At 38.7% G+C, this 21,572-nt stretch carries 19 protein-coding genes and 1 pseudogene; 10 read left to right on the plus strand and 10 right to left on the minus strand.

Features of this window, described 5'->3' with window-relative positions; all coding sequences use genetic code 11:
- The 3 genes and pseudogenes from IQ247_RS19775 to IQ247_RS19785 all read right to left on the minus strand — a co-directional run.
- A pseudogene (locus tag IQ247_RS19775) lies at positions 1-866 on the minus strand (hypothetical protein); the annotation flags it as partial.
- Positions 836-2,173: a P-loop NTPase fold protein gene (locus tag IQ247_RS19780; protein WP_193922826.1), complete on the minus strand. Its 1,338-nt coding sequence runs from the start codon at positions 2,171-2,173 to the stop codon at positions 836-838. The pseudogene IQ247_RS19775 and the gene IQ247_RS19780, both read right to left, overlap by 31 nt.
- Positions 2,174-2,974: 801 nt before the next feature.
- The gene (locus tag IQ247_RS19785; protein WP_193922827.1) at positions 2,975-3,208 is read right to left on the minus strand and encodes a hypothetical protein; all 234 of its coding nucleotides are present in this window, start codon (positions 3,206-3,208) and stop codon (positions 2,975-2,977) included.
- Positions 3,209-3,520: 312 nt separating this feature from the next.
- Between IQ247_RS19785 and tatC the strand changes: the two genes are divergently transcribed.
- Together tatC and IQ247_RS19795 are read left to right on the plus strand one after the other, a co-directional pair.
- Positions 3,521-4,306, plus strand: a complete 786-nt coding sequence (gene tatC / locus IQ247_RS19790; protein ID WP_193922828.1) for a twin-arginine translocase subunit TatC — start codon at positions 3,521-3,523, stop codon at positions 4,304-4,306.
- Positions 4,306-4,638: a tRNA-binding protein gene (locus tag IQ247_RS19795; protein ID WP_228059886.1), complete on the plus strand. Its 333-nt coding sequence runs from the start codon at positions 4,306-4,308 to the stop codon at positions 4,636-4,638. Before tatC ends, IQ247_RS19795 begins: the two co-directional genes overlap by 1 nt.
- Here IQ247_RS19795 and IQ247_RS19800 read toward each other — a convergent pair.
- Together IQ247_RS19800 and IQ247_RS19805 are read right to left on the minus strand one after the other, a co-directional pair.
- Complete coding sequence (locus IQ247_RS19800) at positions 4,623-4,958, minus strand: DUF2087 domain-containing protein (RefSeq protein ID WP_193922829.1); 336 nt, start codon at positions 4,956-4,958, stop codon at positions 4,623-4,625. The two genes, IQ247_RS19795 and IQ247_RS19800, sit on opposite strands and share 16 nt — an antisense overlap.
- A 118-nt stretch (positions 4,959-5,076) precedes the next feature.
- Positions 5,077-5,385 carry a DUF3067 family protein gene (locus IQ247_RS19805; RefSeq protein WP_193922830.1) on the minus strand — a complete coding sequence of 103 codons (309 nt, stop codon included), beginning with the start codon at positions 5,383-5,385 and terminating at the stop codon, positions 5,077-5,079.
- Positions 5,386-5,606: 221 nt separating this feature from the next.
- On the opposite strand from IQ247_RS19805, the gene petC reads away from it, so the two are divergent.
- The 8 genes from petC (at position 5,607) to IQ247_RS19850 (ending at position 14,325) form a co-directional block, all read left to right on the plus strand.
- Positions 5,607-6,146 carry a cytochrome b6-f complex iron-sulfur subunit gene (gene petC / locus IQ247_RS19810; protein WP_193922831.1) on the plus strand — a complete coding sequence of 180 codons (540 nt, stop codon included), beginning with the start codon at positions 5,607-5,609 and terminating at the stop codon, positions 6,144-6,146.
- Between the two features lie 168 nt (positions 6,147-6,314).
- Positions 6,315-7,313 (plus strand): cytochrome f, encoded by a 999-nt coding sequence (gene petA / locus IQ247_RS19815; RefSeq protein ID WP_193922857.1) that lies wholly within the window; start codon positions 6,315-6,317, stop codon positions 7,311-7,313.
- Between the two features lie 1,436 nt (positions 7,314-8,749).
- Complete coding sequence (locus tag IQ247_RS19825; protein WP_193922833.1) at positions 8,750-9,991, plus strand: sedoheptulose 7-phosphate cyclase; 1,242 nt, start codon at positions 8,750-8,752, stop codon at positions 9,989-9,991.
- Positions 9,991-10,827 (plus strand): O-methyltransferase, encoded by an 837-nt coding sequence (locus tag IQ247_RS19830; RefSeq protein ID WP_193922834.1) that lies wholly within the window; start codon positions 9,991-9,993, stop codon positions 10,825-10,827. The genes IQ247_RS19825 and IQ247_RS19830 overlap by 1 nt, the downstream gene beginning before the upstream one ends.
- Positions 10,828-10,960: 133 nt before the next feature.
- Positions 10,961-12,367, plus strand: a complete 1,407-nt coding sequence (locus IQ247_RS19835; protein WP_193922835.1) for an ATP-grasp domain-containing protein — start codon at positions 10,961-10,963, stop codon at positions 12,365-12,367.
- 195 nt (positions 12,368-12,562) lie between these two features.
- Positions 12,563-13,633 (plus strand): D-alanine--D-alanine ligase family protein, encoded by a 1,071-nt coding sequence (locus IQ247_RS19840; RefSeq protein ID WP_193922837.1) that lies wholly within the window; start codon positions 12,563-12,565, stop codon positions 13,631-13,633.
- 84 nt (positions 13,634-13,717) lie between these two features.
- Positions 13,718-13,942 (plus strand): type II toxin-antitoxin system Phd/YefM family antitoxin, encoded by a 225-nt coding sequence (locus tag IQ247_RS19845; RefSeq protein ID WP_193922838.1) that lies wholly within the window; start codon positions 13,718-13,720, stop codon positions 13,940-13,942.
- On the plus strand, positions 13,942-14,325 hold the full coding sequence (locus tag IQ247_RS19850; protein ID WP_193922839.1) for a type II toxin-antitoxin system VapC family toxin: 384 nt from the start codon (positions 13,942-13,944) through the stop codon (positions 14,323-14,325). The genes IQ247_RS19845 and IQ247_RS19850 overlap by 1 nt, the downstream gene beginning before the upstream one ends.
- A 204-nt stretch (positions 14,326-14,529) precedes the next feature.
- On the opposite strand, the gene IQ247_RS19855 is transcribed toward IQ247_RS19850, so the two are convergent.
- From IQ247_RS19855 to dnaK, 5 genes are all read right to left on the minus strand, one after another.
- Positions 14,530-16,119, minus strand: a complete 1,590-nt coding sequence (locus tag IQ247_RS19855) for a glycoside hydrolase family 57 protein (protein ID WP_193922840.1) — start codon at positions 16,117-16,119, stop codon at positions 14,530-14,532.
- Between the two features lie 310 nt (positions 16,120-16,429).
- Positions 16,430-17,518: a small ribosomal subunit biogenesis GTPase RsgA gene (rsgA, locus tag IQ247_RS19860; protein WP_193922841.1), complete on the minus strand. Its 1,089-nt coding sequence runs from the start codon at positions 17,516-17,518 to the stop codon at positions 16,430-16,432.
- Positions 17,515-17,772 (minus strand): sulfurtransferase TusA family protein, encoded by a 258-nt coding sequence (locus IQ247_RS19865; protein ID WP_193922842.1) that lies wholly within the window; start codon positions 17,770-17,772, stop codon positions 17,515-17,517. The genes rsgA and IQ247_RS19865 overlap by 4 nt, the downstream gene beginning before the upstream one ends.
- Positions 17,773-17,774: 2 nt before the next feature.
- Positions 17,775-18,899, minus strand: coding sequence for a molecular chaperone DnaJ (gene dnaJ, locus IQ247_RS19870; protein WP_193922843.1), 1,125 nt, complete (start codon positions 18,897-18,899; stop codon positions 17,775-17,777).
- Between the two features lie 547 nt (positions 18,900-19,446).
- Positions 19,447-21,408 carry a molecular chaperone DnaK gene (dnaK, locus tag IQ247_RS19875; protein WP_193922844.1) on the minus strand — a complete coding sequence of 654 codons (1,962 nt, stop codon included), beginning with the start codon at positions 21,406-21,408 and terminating at the stop codon, positions 19,447-19,449.
- Positions 21,409-21,572: the final 164 nt, after the last annotated feature.

Below are 21,572 nucleotides of genomic sequence, written 5' to 3' on the forward strand. Positions count from 1 at the left end.
GAGATGGGGGGACAAGGGGATGGAGAAGAAACTGTTACTTCATCTTTTTTCTGATAACTGTAAATTAATAATTGATAACTTTTGCGAAAGTGATTGATTGCTTTTTCTATGCAGTCTTTAACATATTCATCTAAACCAAATACAAATTCTAAACTAGCATCTAATTCTGGGGTTAAATTGATTCCACGAGTTTGTAAGTCTTTAATAGCATGATGCAGTTCGTTGCTATGCTGCCAAACTTGTTCTAAAGTACATTGACGATGTTCAGATGATTTCTTTTGGGTAATTGAAGATGCTTTTTCTCTTGTTGCAGCAATGTCTAAAACTGTAGTGAATAATGATTCAGTTTCCCGTTGCAAAAATTGGATTAATTGAGCCGTTGTCATTTCAAATTTAATCGGTGTTCCAGCCCAACTAGCAAAATCTGGTGCTAATCGTCGTAATTTTCGTAATACTTCTTCATTTACCCACAGCACCATGGGAAAAGGATGTTTTTTGCGAAATTCGTCTCGTATATGGTTAATGCTAGTTAATAAATCGTCAAGTCCATTTACTGACTCTAAACCCAAAATCATTAATGCTATGTGAGGCAATGTTTGGTTTTTTTTTGAGTCTTTAACAATTTTGGTGTGAATTGTCGTATATAAACTCCTTGCATGAGCAGGTAAAGATACTTTTTGCAGTAAATAATCTTTTCCTAAAATTTGTTGGAGTTGTTCTAATATTCGCTGCTGCAAAACTTTATAATTACAGCACACTAAAACCAGAGAAAATTCACCGCGAGAAAGAGAAATTGCTCGCGTTAAACTTCTCAATGCACTAGTATTAACAACGACTAAATCTGATTGTCTTGTTGTTCCAACCATGATTTAAATTTTTGGGTTTCTGCTAAAACTGGATTGACAGCGAACCACACTCCTTGACGATCGCGGTACTCAAAAACAAACAAACTGCGTAACAAAGTATGATATTCAATATCTCCTCTGACTCGCTGTTGCTTTACAACTTGAAAAATTAATTCCCATTCCGGAGCATCAATCGCATTTGCTCGATAATCGCGATGTCTTTGAATTACCAGTTCCACACATTCTTGACTAAAAGGTGGGTCTTGTTCCCTGATACAATCAAACAGCAATCCTAATAAGTCTCGCACATGACCGCCACTAATTAAACATAGTCTATTCAACGTTTCCGGACTATCAAATAGTTCTGTTATAAAATGTAACCTTTCTTGGGGATTAATGGTAGGAAAAGCCCTAGCTAAAACCATTTGTCGCAAACTTTCTAATCCAGGAATGAAAATTTCACCACTACGTTTATATACTGGTATCATTGGTAAAACTTTTGGCGCGACACCACCACCTAAACGATGCTGTAATTGAGCGCTGTCGTTGGAAAAAGTTAATCCCAAAGGGATTGTATAAACTATATGACAATTGAGTTTGCGTAATTGTTCACCGCGATCGATAAATAAATATTCCGGTAGAGAACGTCCCGATGGTAAAGGTCTAATTGCTACACGGTCGAGATTATCAACAATCACTACCAATCCTTTTTTACCTCTAGCTTGAAGTTCCTTATTAGCAGGTCTTAATAATTCATTATTGATCGAATGCAAAATATTTAAAGTTCGTGGTTCTAGATAGTCCCTCAATCGTCTTCGTAACTGCGGACTTTCTTTGGTTTTCGCGGTAATTTTCGCAATTCCTATAGATAGTTCACCTTCTAATTCTAAATCAATTGGTGTTTGGAGAAAATCAACAATTTCACTGAATAGCTTGGTAAAATATGACGGCTTCAAACGAATTTTTATCTTCTCCAAACTTTCAGAAACAAGTCCTGCGATCGCCAAAAAAATATCGGTAACATCTAAATCCACCATTTCTAACACATGGGTGGATTCAAAGTAGACTACGTGAAATTTATTCAGTTCTAATTCCGCTTTTAATCGTAGTAATTCTGTAGATTTACCGCAGCCAATATGTCCGGTAAAAAGTTGAGTAGTGGGTGTATCCGGTGATATTCTAATAATAGTCCGTCCTAGGGCTTCAATAATTTTTCCGCCTCTTACCGAAGCAAAATCGATATAATATCGTCGAGCATCAGCATCTCCCATTACTAGAGGTTGGCTCGGATTACACGCTTGATAAAATCTTTCTAAGTTTAGAAGCATAAAAGACGGCAGCTCGCTTTATTTGAAAGACGAGATTTATCACATGGTAATAATTTTCGTTGTCGAATTATTTTCACTCTAAATACAAATTATAAATGTACAATTCCGGATTTATAATTAATTTGTATTTTGCGAATATTTGGATAAATTAGTTACAGAAATATCTGTTTTTTTGAGTAGAGAAAAAACTTAAATAAAACCTTGTAAGAACGAATCATTAAGTAGTCAGTTTTTTTACCTTAAATATATGTAAAGCAAGATAAATTTTGTAAAAACCCAACTTTTTCCTGAACATATTTCTATTAATAACAATGTTTCTTCTTTAACATCACCAATCAAGTATTATCTGTAGGAAATATCAATTAATATTTAGAATTGTAGTGCGAGCATCTTGCTCGCTGGTAGCCGTTAGCGAGCAAGATGCTCGCACTACTGAATAATTTCACAAATCATTTAGAACTGCTATGTATTGTCATCAAGAAGCTAAAAAATCAAATTTAGTTGATTTTAATCAACTCTGTCCATGATAAAAATCATGATTAGATCAAAAACTGACGATATCATTCTGTTCTAATTATTTATAATGGTATGATTCACCCTTATTTTTGGATTTTCCCGGTGCAAAATTTAAATGAAGGTGTTGAAATTATTTTATGAATAATCAAAATTGAGTATCATTATCTAAGTACATTTTCGTTTATATAAATAAAAATATTTAAATAAACCAACCATTTTCTAATTACTTAGACAAGAAAAATTATGATATAAAGACGTTAACTGAGAATAAAAAATAATACTGCATTAATTTTTACAGTTTCCCGAACGAAGACAATCTTTAATTCGGTCATCTCTAGCCGATATTTTAAATATCGTTAAATATGGTTGAATAATGTTTCCACCACTAACAACATTAGTAATTTGAGAAACTTCCCGATCAAAAAGTTGTAAACCATTACTATTCGCAAAACTACCAACCGCATTCCATCCGATAAAAGGTAATACCAACATGGCGCAACAAACTTTACTATGCATCATTAACCTCAACCTCAAGTAGAATTGTAGGTTACACCATAGTAGATTCCCTCTTTAACAAACAGACCTTTGCACTTTCCTGATAACTTATCCAGAGCAAATTTTCAAAAACCGGAAAAAATCAGTTAGGAGTTAGGAGTAGCCCGTCAAAAAAACTTATGAGACTTGTAGTGTAAGCCGAAAAGCTTGCTACTGTATTGCAAATTAAATGTGGAACAGCTTATCTATTGCCCATGCGTCATGGCTTATGCTCAATATTCTATACTTAACTCTAAACTTATACTTATAATTAACAGCTGATAATTGATAATTAACATGACTAGTTCCCCAAAAGCAGAAACCACTACAACAACAGATATCGACATGGAAGCGACTTCACCAGATATTCTCGATGAATTACCTGGTGAAGTAGAAATGTCGCTATTTGACCATTTAGAAGAATTACGAGAACGGATTTTTTATTCGCTGATAGTCGTCGTGCTAAGCGCGATCGCGTGTTTTGTTTTCGTCAAGCAAATTGTCCAATTACTCGAAATACCAGCCAAAGGAGTAAAATTTCTTCAACTAGCTCCCGGAGAATATTTTTTCGTATCGATTAAAGTCGCGGGTTATACAGGTTTAGTTTTAGCTAGCCCATTTGTTTTATACCAAATCGCTCAATTTGTATTACCGGGATTAACTCGACGGGAACGTCGTTTACTCATACCCGTATTTATGGGTTCTACTGTACTTTTTATATCGGGATTGGTATTTGCTTATTTCGCATTAATTCCCGCAGCTTTGAATTTTTTTATCACCTATGGTGCGGATGTAGTTGAACAAAGTTGGTCAATTGATAAATATTTTGAATTTGTATTATTGCTACTATTTAGTACTGGTTTAGCCTTTCAAATTCCTGTTATTCAACTATTACTTGGTGCTTTAGGAATTGTTTCTTCTAAAATGATGCTTTCAGGATGGCGTTTGGTAATTATGGGAGCGGTAGTTTTAGGAGCCGTTCTTACACCTTCCACAGATCCACTGACCCAAAGTCTTTTAGCAGGAGCAGTTTTAGGATTATACTTTGGTGGAATTGGTTTAGTTAAGTTAATCGGTAAATAATGCAAATTAGCTACGAAGATTTTGAAAAAGTAGAAATTCGTGTCGGAAAAATTATTAAAGTAGAAGATTTTCCGAGAGCAAAAAAAACAGCTTACAAAGTATGGATAGACTTTGGTGATTTGGGAGTCAAAAAATCCAGCGCCCAAATTACCAAACTTTATCAAACAGAAGATTTACTAGATAAATTAATATTAGCTGTAACTAACTTTCCATCCCGTCAAATAGCCAATTTTATGTCTGAAGTTTTGGTTTTAGGCGTATTACTTGATGATGGTGGAGTAGTGTTAATTCAACCAGATAGAGATGTCGCTGTGGGTCAAAGAGTTTTATGATTTATTGATTTATCAATTTTTCGCTGCATAATTTCATGTTCTGATTTCCATAAAGAAGCTGGGTTACGCCAGTATAAATTATTTTCTCGCTCCATAAATTGGTAGCTAATCAACTCCCTTCTCAAAGTTGCATAATCTGAATGGTGAATGCTAATAATATCATTCACCTGAGATTCTTGATAAATTAAATCAGCTTCAAACTTTCTCACCAACCATCGAAGTATAACCAAACGCTTCTTTCGAGATGCCGGAATTTGGATTAACCTTACACCATCAAGATAATTTGCGAGAACTTTGTTTTCCCAAGTTTCTAATTTCATAGTTTTAACACCTCAATTACCAATTACCAATTACCAATTACCAATTACCAATTACCAATTACCAATTACATTAATTTGTATTGAGAAAAAATGCTCTAGCTATGGGTGGACTTAAAAGCTATAATATCCATTCAGAAGTGCGCTCACCTAAATCCAAAGGCACACTCACAGCTTTGCCAAGTCGCGGACGTTCTCGCGTTTCCTGAATAAACTCTCGTACCTGCTGGCTTCCACCCATCCCATCAAGATAACTGCCAATACTATCCAAATGTTCTAGGTACTCAGTTTGATTTAAGGGAAACGAAGCTTGCTCCAAATATTTCCACATTACCTGTAGAAATAGTTTGCCTTGAGTCCTTCGCAACTGGACATCATAAGAACGTCCCCACTTATCAAGTAATATTTGACGTAGTTCTTGTCCTGTCATTGCTTTATTTTCGGATATTTTACATTTAGTAATGATGTGAAGTTCCGTAACTCCAGTATGATAAGAACATAAAGAAATGTAATGCTAGAAAACAGAATGTGAGAAAATCTTCAAAAAAGATGATCTGACATTGAGATGGGGCATGGGCATACTAGACAAGAGTTTCTCAATTTACAGAACTCAAGTCAAAAAAATTAACAAAAACAACCTTGAAGTAGATTATGGCTCAATTCTCTGAATCAACTGATGTACCCGATATGGGTCGTCGTCAATTCATGAATCTTCTGACTTTTGGAACTGTTACCGGAGTCGCTCTGGGAGTATTGTATCCCGTTATCAAGTATTTTATTCCTCCTTCGAGTGGTGGCGCTGGTGGTGGTACCACCGCGAAAAACGAACTAGGTGATACTGTTGTAGTCTCTGAGTTTTTGGACAAACATAATGTTGGCGATCGCGTTTTGGTACAGGGGTTAAAGGGCGACCCTACCTATATCGTGGTAGACAGCAAAGAATCAGTTCAAGATTATGGCATCAACGCTATCTGTACTCACTTGGGTTGCGTCGTACCTTGGAACATTGCTGAAAATAAATTTAAGTGTCCCTGTCACGGTTCCCAGTATGATGCTACTGGTAAGGTAGTCCGGGGTCCAGCACCGCTGTCTTTAGCATTAAGTCATGTAGTAGTACAAGACGACAAAATGGTGCTTACTCCTTGGACTGAAACTGACTTCCGCACTGATGAAGAACCTTGGTGGGCTTAAACAGTTATCAGTTATCAGTTATCAGTGGTTGATTTATCTTTGATACGCAATACAAACTGATAAAGATTATTTGTGATAACTAGTGATTGTTTGCTTTTATCTAACTTACCTGGTCATTCTTCTTTAGCTAGAACTGATGACTAATTACCCATGAATTCCGAACGAGAGATGAGAAATACTTGTACCACAAGGTTAAATCGAGCATTTAAGGCGATTTCGAGAACATTGCTGGTGGCGATCGCCACGGTGACATTTTTCTTCACCAGTGATTTAGCACTTCCTCAAGCAGCAGCAGCTTACCCTTTTTGGGCGCAAGCAAGCTATCCAGAAACTCCTAGAGAACCTACAGGACGGATTGTCTGTGCCAATTGTCATTTGGCTGCCAAGATTACTGATGTAGAAGTTCCTCAGTCAGTTCTACCAGATACCGTATTTAAAGCGGTTGTTAAAATTCCTTACGATACCAGCATCCAACAAGTAGGTGCTGACGGTTCTAAGGTAGGCTTAAATGTTGGAGCCGTCCTGATGTTACCCGAAGGCTTTAAAATTGCTCCTCCCGAACGGATTTCCGAAGAATTGAAAGAGGAAGTTGGAGATGTTTACTTCCAGCCTTACAGCGAAGAGCAGGATAATATTCTTTTAGTCGGCCCGCTTCCTGGTGAACAGTATCAAGAGATTGTTTTTCCAGTTCTTTCTCCAAACCCCGCAACGGATAAAAATATCCAGTTCGGTAAATACGCCGTTCACGTTGGTGGAAACCGAGGACGCGGACAAGTTTACCCTACCGGCGAAAATAGCAATAATAACATTTTCGTAACTAAAGCTGCTGGTACAATTACCAAAATTGCTCAAGAAGAAGATGATTTTGGTGGCGTAAAATATACTGTAGACATTCAAACCCCAGCGGGTGAAACCGTCACTACTACCATTCCCGCAGGACCACAATTAATTGTTTCTGAAGGACAAACAGTAGAAGCTGGTGAAGCTTTAACCAACAATCCCAATGTGGGTGGTTTTGGTCAAGACGATACAGAGATAGTACTGCAAAGTGCTGGCAGAGTTAGATGGTTGATGGCATTTATCGCTCTTGTAATGCTAGCTCAAATCATGCTTGTCCTTAAGAAGAAGCAGGTTGAGAAAGTTCAAGCCGCTGAAATGAACTTTTAATACTACTCGTAAATTTGAGTTGCTGATTTGAACACAAGTTTAGGACAGGTTAAACACCTGTCTTTTTTTTAGGTTGTTGGGAGAATGGAGTGAGGTGATTCGTCGGGTTTTTATGATAGCTCTCTTTTCTTACAGATATTTATCCGAAAAACCCGACTTCTGAATGTTAGTATTTCCCAAAATCATTTTTAATTTTAAAATTACAATTAAAATCAAAAAACAGTCTAAATTCTGATATTATATATTGTTTAGACAATTATAACCATCCACTTTATTTAATTGAACCCCGACAATTATCTAATTAAAAATCATTGAATATTTTCAGTGGTTGAAATATTTATAAATATAAATCAGAGAAAATCAGTCTAAAGAGTGAGATAATCTATACCTTAGACTATTGCAATAGTTTGATTCAGCTGCTTTTAACACGGCATCTGAAAAATATTTTCTGATTCACAAAAAAAGTTGAAAATTTTAATCCAATTTTTGATAAAGTGAAAATTAACAACATAAGTTAACAAACAACCTATCTTGATAATTTTTTTTTTATTCCTGGGGTCAACTTTAGCCTCTTGTATTGTTCCGGAGAATTGCGGTATTATACAGAATATCGAGCTTTGCTCCCAGTTATGTGAAGCGCGTAAAAATTATAGGTTTTCAGCTATGAGCTAGTTATTGATTGTAGTAATTTATTTGCAAGAAAGCAAAGTATTTTTTTTGAATCATGCTTATTTAACCAGCAGATGGTATTATCCGATCGAACCTTCTGATGGGAGCTATATTTTTTTGCAACAGTGATTAGTTAAAGTATTCGTTAATGTCTAGCTTCAAGGTTGAAAAGGAATGTCCAAGTCTGCAATAATCAATAATCCATCAGACCCTTCCTTGAATGTAAATCTAGGTTGCAATCTCAAGCATAAACCTGGAGATCCTCAAGAGGAACTTTTTGTCACGATAGGTATTTTCCGATATTTGAAGCCGGAGACAACTTCGGAGGATTAAATAAATTAGTGTCAGTAGTGGATAAATTCAACTATCGCCATAGCAATGAGCTTGCTTTCTTGCGATCGCCACTATGATTTTGATAATTGTGAATATTGCACTTGAGTAAAAACGAGTGAATTTGTGTTTTGGCATTAGTAAAATTCAGTTTTCAGAGTTGAGATGTATTTGGCGACTTGAGGATGGTAAAGCTGGATATTAATAATGGTTATTCAACTAAGTGCAAGTCAAGCTTCTTAGTTGAGATAACTTAACTATTTTATTTAGTACTTATGCACTAAGATGAGCAAAAAACCTCTTATTTAAATTAATTTAGAGGTAATTGACTATTCCCAATTCCAGACAATAAATCTCTGCATAATTTACCGCTCCAGGTAGATAAGAGAACGCACATTTACAAGTAAAAATTTTTTATCACCATTAGGTCAACAACCATGAGTATTGTTCAGTCAAAGTTAGAAGCTACTGAATCCGCTTTTCATATCGAAGCTTACGAAAAGATTGAGTATAGTCTCGTCTATGTAGATGGAGTTTTTAACACGGAAAATCCAGAATTGGCAGAGTGTTATCAAAAATTTGGTCGCTGCTTAGCCGTAGTAGATTCTAACGTTTACAAGCACTACGGCAACAAAATGAAACAGTATTTCGAGTATTACGATATCGACGTAACTGTTTTTCCCGTAACTATCACCGAACCGAATAAAACAATCCAAACTTTCGAGAAGATTGTCGATGCATTCGCTGACTTTAAACTAGTTCGTAAAGAGCCTGTTTTGGTAATCGGTGGTGGATTAGTAACAGATGTTGCGGGTTTCGCTTGTTCTGCTTACCGTCGTCGTAGTAACTATATTCGCATTCCTACCACTTTGATTGGTTTGATTGACGCTAGTGTTGCTATCAAAGTAGCGGTAAACCATAAAAAGCTGAAAAATCGTTTGGGTGCTTACCACGCTTCATCCAAGGTATTTTTGGATTTTTCATTTTTGGGAACCTTACCTACAGATCAAGTACGCAACGGCATGGCAGAATTGGTCAAAATTGCCGTAGTCGGTCATAAAGAAGTATTTGATTTACTCGATAAATACGGAGAAGAACTGCTTCGTACCCACTTCGGCAACATTGATGCAACAGAGGAAATTAAAGAAGTTGCCCGTGTTGTGACTTATAAAGCCATCAAAAAAATGTTGGAGTATGAAGTACCTAACCTCCACGAGTTAGACCTAGACAGAGTTATAGCCTACGGTCACAGTTGGAGTCCGACTCTGGAATTAGCACCCTGCGTACCTATTTTCCATGGTCATGCAGTCAATATCGACATGGCTTTATCTGCAACAATTGCTGGGATTAGGGGCTATATTAGCGAATCAGATCGAGACCGTATTTTAGGAACAATGAGCCGAATTGGACTTTCTCTCGACCATCCTTTATTGCAAGAAGAATTGCTATGGGAAGCTACAGAGTCCATTTCTCTGACAAGAGATGGTAAGCAAAGGGCTGCAATGCCTAAACCAATCGGTGAATGCTTCTTTGTCAACGACCTAACTCGTAAAGAATTAGCTGAAGGATTAGCAGAACATAAAAAGATTTGTCAGAAGTTCCCTCGTGGTGGTGATGGTGTAGATGTTTACCCGGTTTATTCCGAATCAGAAGCGGAACTTGTAGGGAGTGAAAATTAATGAAAAGCCTTGTTAATAAACCAGTCCCTAGACCTGTTACACCTTTGGGAATACTAGCGCAGGAATTAGAAGCACTTGTGCAAGCCTTGAATAAGCAAACACTCCCAGGAGAAATTCAACAAAAACTTGACTTTGTTTCACGTTTAGCATCGGGTTTAGACCCTTATTTAGAACAATGTACAACTTCTGAATCGGCAGCTTTAAAAGCTCTCGCTGACAAAACAGCCCGTGAGGAGTGGAGTAACCGCTTTGACAAAGGGGAAACCGTAATTGCACTAGAACAAGAAATGCTTTCCGGTCACATTGAAGGACAAACCTTGAAAATGTTCATCTACATGACCAAAGCCAAACGAGTACTAGAAATCGGTATGTTTACGGGTTATTCTGCCCTAGCAATGGCATCCGCATTACCCGCAGACGGCAAATTGATTGCTTGTGAAGTCGATGCTTATACAGCAGAGTTCGGGAAAGCAGCTTTTCGCGAATCTCCCCACGGTGAGAAAATTCAAGTTGAAATCGGTCCAGCACGAGAAACTTTGGATAAATTAGCGGCGGCAGGAGAGTCATTTGACTTCGTGTTTATTGATGCAGACAAAGCTGGCTACGTAGATTATTTCCACATCCTCTTAGAAAAAAACTTGCTAGCCCCATCCGGATTTATCTGTGTTGATAATACATTGCTTCAGGGACAGCCTTATCTGAGTGAAGCAGAACGTACAGCTAATGGAAAGGCGATCGCCGATTTTAACCGTATCGTCGCAGCCGATCAACGTGTCGAACAGGTACTTTTACCAGTAAGAGATGGTTTAAGCATCATCCGGAGGTTAGAAAGTTAGGAATTAAAAAACTTAAACTACAGAAGTCGGGTTTTTGAATATGAAATGATCATTTCATATTGTTTGAGACGTTGCAATGCAACGTCTCTACAAAATTTTTATATTTACAAAGTTGATAATTTATTCTTCGACAATGACACAATCTATTTCTGTTTCTTCTTCTCAAATTGCAACGTCTCCAGTTTCTTTAAAAATGCGTTTTGTTGCCTTTATAAAAAATTTGGCTACTCTAATTTTACTTTTATTAGTACTACCAATTAATGCCACAATTGTTTTAATATCTTTGTTTATAAACATCTTAATCAGTGCATTTAAAATCACACAGAAAACAGTCGCACCTGCTGAAAAGAAAAATATTCTGATTAGTGGTGGAAAAATGACTAAAGCATTACAATTGGCTCGATGTTTTCATGCCGCAGGACATAAAGTAGTCTTAACAGAAACTAATAAATATTGGCTATCAGGTCATCGTTTTTCTCAGGCTGTAGATAAGTTCTATACAACTCCCGTTCCCCAGGAAAATTTACAAGTTTATACCCAAGCTTTAATCGACATTGTTAATCAAGAAAAGATTGATATTTATATTCCGGTAACAAGTCCAGTTGCTAGCTACTATGATGCTTTAGCAAAACCCAGTTTATCTGAATATTGTGAGGTGTTCCACTTAGACGCTGCTACTTGTGAAATGCTTGATGATAAATTTGCTTTTAGTGAAAAAGCGCGAAGTTTTGGTTTATTGGTTCCTAAGTCTTTTAAAATAACTTCTCCCGAACAAGTTTTAAATTTTGACTTCTCTGGGGAATCACGTAAATATATAATAAAAAGCATTCCTTATGACTCCGTGAGACGTTTGGATTTAACCAAGCTTCCTTGTGATACTCCAGAACAAACCGCAGCTTTCGTGAGAAGTTTACCAATTAGTCCCCAAAAGCCTTGGATAATGCAGGAGTTTATTCCTGGCAAAGAATACTGTACTCATAGTACAGTTAGGGATGGTGTAGTCAGACTGCATTGTTGTTGTGAATCTTCAGCTTTTCAAGTCAATTACGAAAACGTAGAACATCCAAAAATCCGCGAATGGGTAACGCACTTTATCAAAGAATTGGGAGTTACCGGACAACTTTCTTTTGACTTTATTGAAGCTGAAGATGGTACAGTATATGCAATTGAATGTAATCCCCGGACTCATTCTGCGATTACCATATTTCACGACCAATTGCAACAAGCAGCCGATGCTTATTTGAGTAAAGAACCAATAACGGAACCTTTAAAAGCACTACCTAATAGTAAACCGACTTATTGGACTTATCATGAAGTTTGGCGACTAAATGAAATTCGTTCTTTTGAGCAATTGGGGAATTGGATTAAGAATATATTTAGAGGTACTGACGCAATTTATAAATTTGACGATTCTTTACCATTTTTAATGGTGCATCATTGGCAAATTCCCTTGTTATTGTTGAAAAATTTGTTTAAATTCAAAAATTGGACAAGAATAGATTTCAATATTGGAAAACTCGTACAAATGGGTGGAGATTAATTTATCTTTTCCTCTGAATGTATTGGGAGTTTAATGTCTCCAAACAGCATTTATGCAACACAAATTATCAATGATTTCTTTCTATTTATTTATAATTGATAAATATTAATAGTTAAATCTAATTTTATCGTTTTTTTATAAACATTTAAATTATTTGTCTTGTGTAAATCTTGAACATATTACGTATAACTTGAAATGCAAATTTTACCTCACAAACCATTACTAAATAATTCCACTGCATTACCTAATTCAAACGGGATAACCCGATTACGAGTGTTGCACCTCGCGGGTTCTCGTGTCTCCCAGTTTTACTACAACCTGTCAATAATATATGTAAAGGAAGTCATACAACCCATTGGTGTCAGCAGCTACTATGCGATCGTACATCTCGACGGTCTTTGGCAATTAGGAAAATCCTTAGAATCCATGTCAGAGAAGATGTCACTCCAGGATATGATTTCTCAACTACCTGATATCGATGTAGTAGTTCCTCATATGTTCTGTTTTCCTGGGATGACTACTTTTCGAGCATTCTTCGAGGATATCCTTGGCTTACCCGTTGTAGGTTCCCCATCCTGCTGTACAGCACTCGCAACTAATAAAGCTCACACAAGAAGCATTGTAGCTGCATCTGGTGTCCGCGTAGCTAAAGCACAGCAACTGCGTCAAGGGGACATCCTCACGATGCAACCCCCATTTATCGTCAAACCAAACTCGGAAGACAACTCTTTGGGGATGAGCTTGGTTTGGAATCAAGAACAAATCGCGGAAGCATTACAAATTGGGTTTGAATTTGACGAGACTATTTTGGTTGAAGATTACATCCCTGGAAGAGAACTGCGTGTGGCTGTAATCGAGCGTGGAGGGGAATTATGGGTACCGCCGATGGTAGAGTATTTGTTCACTCAAGAACATTCCATCAGGACTGTACACGATAAACTTGAGCTTGAATCGGACGGAACACCCAGCAAGCAAAATCAAAATACAGCAACAAAGCGAATATGTCCAGCCAATGTCACACCAGAGTTATTTGAGAAACTCACAGATGCAGCCAAGCAGGCACATATCGCTTTAGGTTGTCGTGATTACTCCTTGTACGACTTCCGCATACACGCAGAAACCAACGAACCCTATCTACTTGAAGCGGGGTTGTTTTGGTCTTTCAGTAAGATTAGTGTCATTTCCCTGATGATTGAAGCTGATGGGCAAAACTTGGAGGATGTTGCATTGGAATTATGGATTGGGGCTGCGGTTGCCAAGACTTAGCAAATTTACCAGAAAATATGCTCTGCCCATTACAGCAAATGTTGCTATTCTAAAAATAAAACAACGCCCAGGTCAGATATTATAATGCATCAGGTTGACATAACTGAGGCTCAAGCCAAAATTAAACAACTTTTACAATCAGCTTTACAAGGTGAGGAAATAATCATTACTCGTGATAATCAACCCATCTTAAAATTGATTCAATTTTCCCCTCATTGTCAACGAAGACAAAGAGGAAGCGCTAAAGCACAAATTTGGATGGCTCCAGATTTTGACGAGCCATTAGAGGATTTTAAAGAGTATATGTAATGAAAATACTCCTCGATACCCACACTTTTCTCTGGTTTATCAACGACAGTCAGGAACTCAGCCGTAATGCTGTTGAAGTATTAGAATCTGATGTCGATTTATTGCTTAGTATTGCCAGTCTGTGGGAAATTGCCATTAAAGTCAACCTAAAAAAACTTACCCTACCAGATACTTACGAAACATTTATTCCCCAACAAATCATACTTAATAGTATTGAAATTCTTCCTGTGAAACTCAAGCATCTTGCAGTAGTTGCTAATTTAGCTTTAAATCATCGCGATCCTTTTGATCGGCTATTGATTGCTCAAGCGATCGCAGAAGAAATTAAAATCGTCAGTGCTGATACAAAATTCGATTTGTATGATGTAGAGCGACAATGGTAACTTATAGTTTTTTCCTCGGAAAAATTTAACTTTATTTATCGTAAAAACCCAACTTCTTACCCCACGGAGAATTAAAGCTTTACAGCTTCTTCTTCTAGTTACCGTTGGACGATTGACATTTGGGTCTTTTTCTGTCATTGAGCAAACCCTAAATATAAGGTGGACAATGCCCACCCTACAACTTTCACGGATTAAATCATGTGATTACAAAGGACGGTAAGCTCGATAGTTAATGTTGGGAAAAATATTGTCCATATATTCAACTTTCTCCAACCATCCGCTGTCAATTTTACCGATATTAATATCTTCGTAAAGCTTGTTAAATCGCATCAAATGAGAACGAGTCCTTCTGACAGCATAAGGAACCATCGTTCCCGTCCGCATAATAAACGCCCAGTCAGAAGATTGTGCTAAAAGTAACTCCCGTGCGGCTTGATTGAGAGCTTTGGATTCCAACTCATCTTCTGCTTCTCGATTTGATAACTCAATCATCCGTTCGGCAGCTTTGTGTAAATGTGGGTAAATCCACGTATTAGTTTCATTCAACCAATACTCGTGAAAACCCTTATGTCCCCAACTTGACTGAGAAGGACGACAAACTTGTTGAACCGGATTAGCTCGTAAGTAATCCGATAAATGAGTCATATCGTAAGTTCCTTGATCAAACCAAGACTTGCGGTAGAGATAATCGATAAACCAAGGACCTTCGTACCACCAATGCCCAAACAACTCCGCATCATAGGGAGAAACTACAATAGGAGGACGTTGCATCATATCGTGGAGATGTTGAACTTGACGCTCGCGGTTGAACATAAAGTTAGAAGCGTGTTCTGCGGTTTTTTCCCTTGCCCAGTAGGGGTCATAAAGCTGCTTGTCTCCAAGTCCTAAACCACGACCAGTAATTTTGTGATATTTAATCCCCGTATTTTTACGCTGACCGTTGGGCATAATAAAAGGCTTGATATAGTCATATTCAGCCTCCCAGCCTAAATCTTTATAAAATTCCCGATATTCCGCAGCACCGGGATAACCAACCTCAGAAGACCAAACTTGCTGAGAAGATTCATGATCGCGTCCAAAGGCTGCAACACCAGTTTCCGTAAAAATAGGGGCATAAGTACCAAACCGAGGACGAGGACGAGCATACAAAATACCATGTCCATCAGTAAGGAAATAACGCAATCCAGCATCCGCCAGCATCCGCTCCAAACCTTCAAAGTAAGCGCATTCCGGCAACCAAATACCTTTGGGTGGACGACCAAAATTTTCTTCGTAATGCTCTACGGCTACCTGAATTTGCGCCCAAACCGCTTGGGGATACATTTTCATTAACGGTAAATAACCGTGAGTTGCACCACAGGTAATGATATCAATATTATTAGAATCTTGGAATTGCTTGAAAGCAGTTACCAAATCCCCTTTATACCGTTCCCAATATTCTCTAGTAGCCTTAAATTCGCCTTGATAATACTCGGCTAAATATTTAACGTGACCATTCTGAGCATTATGTTCGATTTCTAATTCTATTAGTTCTTGTAGTTTCGCTAAGTGTTCATCATAGCGTTCTTGCAGTAATGAGTCGCGCAGCATTGAAACCAGAGGTGGTGTCATACTCATGGTGATTTTGAAATCAACACCATCCTGCTTCAAGCCTTCAAAGACTCGTAGTAAAGGAATGTAAGTTTCCGTGATTGCTTCATAAAGCCATTCTTCCTCTAGTACATAGTCACTTTCCGGGTGACGAACGAAAGGCAAATGTGCGTGAAGTACAAGTGCAACGTAGCCAGTAGACATAATATTAATTCCGATCGGGACTTATATATCGATAGTTTTGATTAGACAGAAGCATCCCTCCGGAAGGCAGAAAGTTTTTGTCCGACACCCTTATCAGGTATGGCTCAATAAACAAAGCCTGCAAGGGGTTTTACCCGCAGAAGAAATACTTCCGGTTAGTCAGAAGTTAACAATATTTTAAGACTTTATGGTTATTCCTTAGCTATGGTTACTAATTAGATTTTAAATTCAAGGTTAGTTGTTGGTTGTTAGTTGTTGGTTGTTACGAGTTTTAACCTTTGACCTCTAACTTTTAACCTTTAACCTAATCTTAATCTTCACTTTCTTTATACAATTCCTGCAATGTCTGTTGCTGCTTCTTCCGAGAAACGCGGCGATATTTCTTACTTTCTAACATTGGCTCATATTGTTGCCGCCCTTTTCCTTTACTTTTTAATTTCAGATTAGATTCTGGATCGGCTTGCTGTTTGAGCCAAGTTTGATGCTCGATTGCTTCTTCTAAAAACTGTAAATAATCTTCGTAGCGTTCCCAATCTCCCCTTACTACGCAATCGGGTTCATCTCGATGCAAGCAGTTACTAAACTTACAACTACCGTTTTTTAATCTTTCTCTTGCTTCTGGGAAGTAATTTACTAGTTCTTCGGGAGTACAATCTAAATCTGGTTGATTGAAACCCGGAGTATCTGCGAGTAAACCACCTCCGGGAAGTTCAAATAGTTCTACGTGACGAGTGGTGTGTCTTCCGCGAGCTAATTTACCTGAAACCGATGCTACCCGTAAATTAGCTGTTGGAATCAAAGTATTGATTAAGCTTGATTTCCCAACGCCGGAAGCTCCCGCAACCACAGTAATTTTACCGCTGAGATTTTTTTCTAAATTGTTAATATTTATACCTTCATAAAGGCTGATAAATATGGGTTCATAACCCCAACTATTCAGACGTTGCTTAATTTCTGCCTGCTCTTGAGAGCTAATTAAATCGCTTTTATTCAAGCATAAAATTACATCTAAACCCGTTGACTCTCCTTTGATTAAAAAGCGGCTGAGTTGATAGGGTTCCAAAGGAGGGTCTGTAACAGCGAACACCAGTAATATTTGATTGACATTGGCGATCGCCGGACGGTCGAGTTGACTTTTTCGGGGTAATACATCGGCGATCGCGCCACTACCATCAGTCCAATCTGGTTCTTCTACAACAACGCGATCGCCAACTGTCACTTGCTGGCCAATTTTTTTTAAACGAGTTCTGCGGGTACACAAAAGCAACAGGGGATTAGAAGAAAATTCTCCTATATCCTTGTCCTTTTGATCGAGTTGCACTCGGTAAAAATTAGCTTGCACAGCAACGACTGTACCTAACAACTGTCCGGAATTTGTTAATGATGCTTCACCGTTCATTTTGCATTCAGTGGACGGCGTACTAATAAAGAAAAATACCCAGAACAGTCGGAAATTTCTTCGATTTGATAACCCGCCATTGTTAAACTATCGGGAACCTGCTCAATCGGTTCTCCTGGATCTAACCAGACTTCTAATAAGGCTCCCGGTGACATTTGCTGCAAACGAATCTTTGTTCGCACAAAGTTAATCGGACAAGGAGTTCCCCGTAGATCAAGCTGAGCATCAGGAGTTGAAAGTGAAGATACACTCATTATTAGTTAAATAATTTTCCCAAGAATCCTTCTAAACCGCCCTTTCCGGTACGGTCTCCCTTAATTTTAGCGAGTTTTTCGAGCAATTCTCTTTCATCGGGTGTGACTTTTGTCGGAATATCAATCAATATTGTAATCATATGGTCGCCCCTACTAACGGGATTTCCCAAACGTGGAACGCCGCGATTTTCCAATTTCATCACTGTATTGGGCTGAGTTCCCGGCGGAATAATCATTTCTACCGGACCATCTACAGTACTTACTTCCAAACGGCACCCTAAAATTGCTTGCAGATAGCTAACTTTTAGCTCTGAAAGTACATTAATACCATCACGCTGGAATTCTTCATCTTCATTTACGAATAAATAAACATATAAATCTCCAGGCGCACCACCCCGCGTTCCAGCATCTCCCTCGTTGGATATGCGTAACCGAGTACCGTTGTCAACCCCCGCAGGAATGGTAATTTTCAGTTTCTTGGTAACTTGATTTGCACCCTTACCTTCACAAGCGTCGCATTTATCTTCAACTACCATCCCCTGTCCGTTACAGGTGGGACAAGTCGAAACTTGGGTAAAGCTGCCAAAAGGAGTTCGAGTGACGCGGCGAACTTGACCAGAACCGCTACAGGTCGAACAAGTCCGAGGACGAGTACCGGGTTTAGCACCAGAACCACTACAAACGTCGCAAGTTTCTAGGTGGGAAATGCGAATTTCTTTTTCACCCCCGAATACCGCTTCGCGAAAATCTAACTTTAAGTCCAAACGCAGGTCATCACCCCTAACTGGTCCGCTGCGTCGTCGTTGGGACTGACCTGTTCCTCCAGCGAAGCCACTAAAAATGCTTTCAAATATATCCGCAAAACCACCCATATCGCCGAAGTCTTGATAGCCAGCAGCACCAGCACCGGATACTCCTTGTTCTCCAAAACGGTCGTAACGAGCGCGGGTTTCGGGTTCTGAAAGCACTTCATAAGCGCGGTTGATTTCCTTGAACCGCTCTTCCGCTCCCGGTTCTTTATTCACATCTGGGTGATATTTCCGGGCTAAGCGGCGGTAAGCACTTTTCATTTCTTCTTTGTCGGCGTCACGAGAGACACCCAGAATTTCATAATAGTCGCGAGCCATATAGCAAAGGTAAAAGTTAAAATGTTGGCAGCTAATATGCAGTCATTGGTCGGGTAGAAGGCAGAAAGTTAAGTTTTATTATTAATTATTGATTTTAGCCTTTACTATTGATAAAAATCACCAGCAAACATGAAAGTGCGGGTGTTGTCATCATTTCGACGACATTAATCCAATAGCCGTTGGGACTGACTCTCTTACAATTGTGCTACTTGGAGGCGCAATAAGCAGAGCAAATTGTGAAGGGCTAGCCGCACCTACTTAGTGTGGAAAACCCGCCATTTAGTTTTTTACGGCATCTCAACTATTCTAATACGATGTAGCAATACTGAAATTTGCTTCTACAATTTAACAAATCATCAGTAGATAAAACCATCTTTGATGGTAACGAGAAATTCTCATATTTAAATAGCGGATTGCATTCCCATGGGATAAACAACACAAAGCCTCTCCCACCAAGGTGACAGAGGTTTAAATTTAACATAAGGGTCAGCTTCTTAGAGATATTTATCTTAAAAAACCAGACTTGTGTGTACTCATCGAATTCACCTTAATCTATAGCCTCGTAATCAGTTTGGAATGTATTATCATCTTCAAAATCGAAGTTGAATTGTGATGCGAAAGCTTCTTTTGATGCTTGAGTATCTTCAGTAATTTCGGGATTGCTGGCTGTTTCACCTGTTTCTTCGTTGATTCCGGTATTGCTGCGATTGTATACTTCTGCACCAATAGCGAATAGAGTTTCTTGAAACTCATCCAAGTTTTGTTTGAATTCTGCGACAGAGATGCCGCTATTTCCCATTGCAGCTTGTAATTTTACTAATTTTTCATCAATAGAAACTTTGAGATGTTCGTCGATCAGCTTAGCATTACAGGATAAATTCAATTGATAACTGTGTAAGAGAGTGTTAGCTTGGTTTGTCAATTCAATCAACTCTAAGCGTTTTCGATCTTGTTCGGCATAAACTTCAGCTTCTTGACGCATTCGTTCCACTTCGCTCTGACTCAAACCACCCGTATTCGTAATCCGAATGCTTTGTTCTCGGCCAGTACCTTTATCTTGAGCGCTGACTTTGAGGATACCGTTAACATCAATTTCAAAGGATACTTCAATTTGCGGTACACCCCTCGGAGCCGGAGGAATTCCATTTAAAAGGAATTTACCCAGACTTTTATTATCCCGTGCCATGGCTCTTTCCCCTTGCAGGACGTGAATTTCCACGGAGTTTTGCCCATCAACGGCTGTGGAAAATATCTGGGATTTACTGGTAGGAATAGTGGTATTGCGTTCGATGATTTTGGTAAATACTTCCCCTAAAGTTTCCAGTCCCAAGGATAAAGGAGTCACATCCAGAAGTAATAAATTATCGACTTCACCACCCAAAACCCCGGCTTGAATTGCGGCACCAAGCGCCACCGCTTCATCGGGGTTAACCGAACGGTCGGGGGCTTTACCACCGAAAAACTTGATTAAAGCATTTTGTACCGCCGGAATGCGAGTAGAACCACCCACCAGAATAATTTTGTCAATCTGATCTGGCTTGAGTTCTGCATCTTTGAGCGACTGAGCCATTGGTTCGACAATAGTTTCAATCAAATGACTGCTGAGTTCTTCAAACTTAGAGCGACTAAGTTCCATTTCCAAATGTTTCGGTCCGCTTTCATTGGCAGTTATAAACGGTAAATTGATTGAAGTATTCGCCATAGTTGAAAGTTCAATCTTTGCTTTTTCAGCCGCTTCCCGCAAACGTTGCAGCGCCATTTTGTCTTCGGAAAGATCAATTTTTTCTTGTTGGTAAAAAAACTCCATCATCCATTGGACGATACAGTTATCAAAATCGTCTCCACCAAGATGATTGTTACCACAAGTAGCTTTTACTTCAAAGACTCCATCACCGAGTTGCAGGATTGAAACATCAAAAGTTCCACCTCCCAAGTCAAACACCAGAATCAACTGTTCTTCATCCTGTTTATCCAAACCAAATGCTAAAGCCGCAGCAGTTGGCTCATTGATAATTCGCAGTACTTCCAATCCAGCAATTGTTCCAGCGTCTTTAGTGGCTTGTCTTTGAGCATCAGTAAAATACGCCGGAACAGTAATTACAACTTGAGTAACTTCTTCCCCCAAGAAACTTTCCGCATCCTGCTTTAACTTGTGTAAAATCATCGCGGAGACTTCTTGAGGTGTGTAGTTACGTCCGCGAATTTGCACATCAACAGTATCGTCTCTACCTTTAATAGAGGTATAGGGTACGCGAGCGCGTTCCTCTTGAGTATCATCCCAACGACGACCGATAAATCGCTTAATACTGAATATAGTGTTTTCCGCATTAGTTACTGCTTGGCGCTTTGCCAGAGGACCGACCAAGCGCTCGCCACCTTTGCCAAACCCAACAATTGACGGAGTGGTACGTCCACCTTCTGAATTGGCAATCACCAAGGGTTGACCACCTTCCAAAACTGCGACACAACTATTGGTAGTGCCTAAGTCGATCCCAATAACTTTTCCCATAACTATCGATTTTCTACTGATTAATTCTCAAAAACTGCGATTTTCACAACGACCTATGGAGAACAGTTTCCGCAACTTAAAAATGTTGCCTAGGGAAAACTGTCCGTTCCATTCATGAAATTATTTCTTTAAAAAAGAAATTTGTTTTCACGATCGCTGCCAAC

It is taken from the genome of Plectonema cf. radiosum LEGE 06105, from assembly GCF_015207665.1.
Classification (GTDB): Bacteria; Cyanobacteriota; Cyanobacteriia; order Cyanobacteriales; family Nostocaceae; genus Rivularia; species Rivularia radiosa_A.